Annotated in this window: 1 pseudogene; it reads left to right on the plus strand. The window is 63.4% G+C overall.

Annotated elements, in window-relative coordinates:
* Nucleotides 1-1,704, plus strand: a pseudogene (locus GOQ28_RS15820) (hypothetical protein); the annotation flags it as partial.

Genomic DNA, 1,704 nt, shown 5'->3' on the forward strand with positions numbered 1-1,704 from the left:
GTGCGTCCCGGTGCATCTGTGCATGTCACGCAGCGCATCGCTGATAGCGATGCGAGCGCCAACGCGATACGTCATCACGGATCCGGTGTGGCCGTCTTATTGACGGGGGGAGACGGTGGCAATATCGCGGGCGATGGCGACGGTTATCGCGCAGGCGACGGCGGCGATGCCGGTTCGATCGACGCAATGGGTGCCGTCTTGGATATCGCCGATGCGAATGTGGTGACTTCTGGCAACGGCTTGCCGGCCCTGCTTGTGCGGGTGCGCGGTGGCACAGGCGGAGCAGGGCTCCCGCAGGCCGAACCCTCTTCCAGACCTTTGAATCACGGTGGCCATGGGGGGAATGCTGGCCAGGCGAGCATCTCGGTGTTTTCAAAGCGCACAGATCTGAGGTTATCGACGGACGGCAATGACGCATCGGCGATAGAAGTCCTGCAACAGGGCGGCGCAGGGGGAGATGGAGCCGGCTATCTCGATCGGGGCGAATTTGAGGCGGGCGATGGGGGGACGGGAGGCCGTGTGGGCAACTTGTGGCTCGATTTGAGTGCTTCGTCGGCTGAGCCTTTGATCATCACTACGACCGGGTCGAATTCGCATGGCATTTACGCGAGACAACTCGGAGGCGAGGGTGGAGACGGGGGCACCATGGATGGAGGAACTGTCGGGCCGGGCTCCCGTATGAGCACTGGTGGTCCTGGCGGAATGACCGACGCGATGACGATTACGCTGAAGAACGCAGCTATCTCCACGTCCGGCAGCAGGGCTTTCGGTATCTGGGCTCAGAATCGCGCAGGCAACGGCGGGCGCGGCGCGGTGGACAACATCACGGGCCGCACGCTGGGCGAGGGTGGGGAGGGTGGTCGCACGGGTGATCTGAAAGTTTCCCTCGATGCCGCATCCAGCCTGTTCACAGAAGGAGCGGGCGCCTTCGGGATTTTCGCGCAGACGGCCGGCGGTGCCGGAGGTAACCCGGTTGGAGACTCGGTGAGCAACGAAGTCCAGGATGGGGCTGGTGGTCGCTCGGGCGGAATTGAGGTTCACAACGAGGGGATCATTGTCACTCAAGGCGCAGAGGCCATAGGCATCTTGGCGCAATCCATCGCGGGCTCGGCAGGCGCGGAGGTAACGGATGATGGGATGTTCGATAACACGCCGCAGTCGGGCAGCTCTGCCGGTCAGCCGGGTGGAATTTACGTCTCGCATAGTGGTGCTGTGACCACCCGTGGAGAAATGGCGCCGGGCATCGTGGCTCAGTCGGTGGGAGGGGGAGGTGGCGTCGCGATCGGCAGAGGCGTTGCCGCATTGGGCGGCTCCGCCGCGACCACGGCGCTACTTTCGGACGCCAGAGAGTCGTATGTTCAAGCTCATTCCTTGGGCAGCGTGATGACCCACGGTAGAGCGTCGATCGGTATTTTGACGCAATCGGTCGGCGGCGGTGGTGGACTTGCGGCCGCTGAGGGCCGTATCGGGACGCTCGGTTCCTCAGGGGGCAAAGGTGGACAACCTGGACGCGGCGACGCGTACTTGGAAAATTTTCGCGTAGTCACCCTAGGCAGTAACGCGCACGGCGTGGTGGCTCAGTCAGTGGGTGGTGGTGGCGGGGTGCTTAGTAACGCCAATGCAAAAAGCTGGTTCGCTTCACTGAAGCTCGGTCAGGCTGGGGGCGACGGTGGAGCGGGGGGGAGCGCGGTTGTGGATCTGTAC

The sequence above is a fragment of the Bordetella sp. 02P26C-1 genome, assembly GCF_009763255.1.
Lineage (GTDB): Bacteria > Pseudomonadota > Gammaproteobacteria > Burkholderiales > Burkholderiaceae_B > Bordetella_A.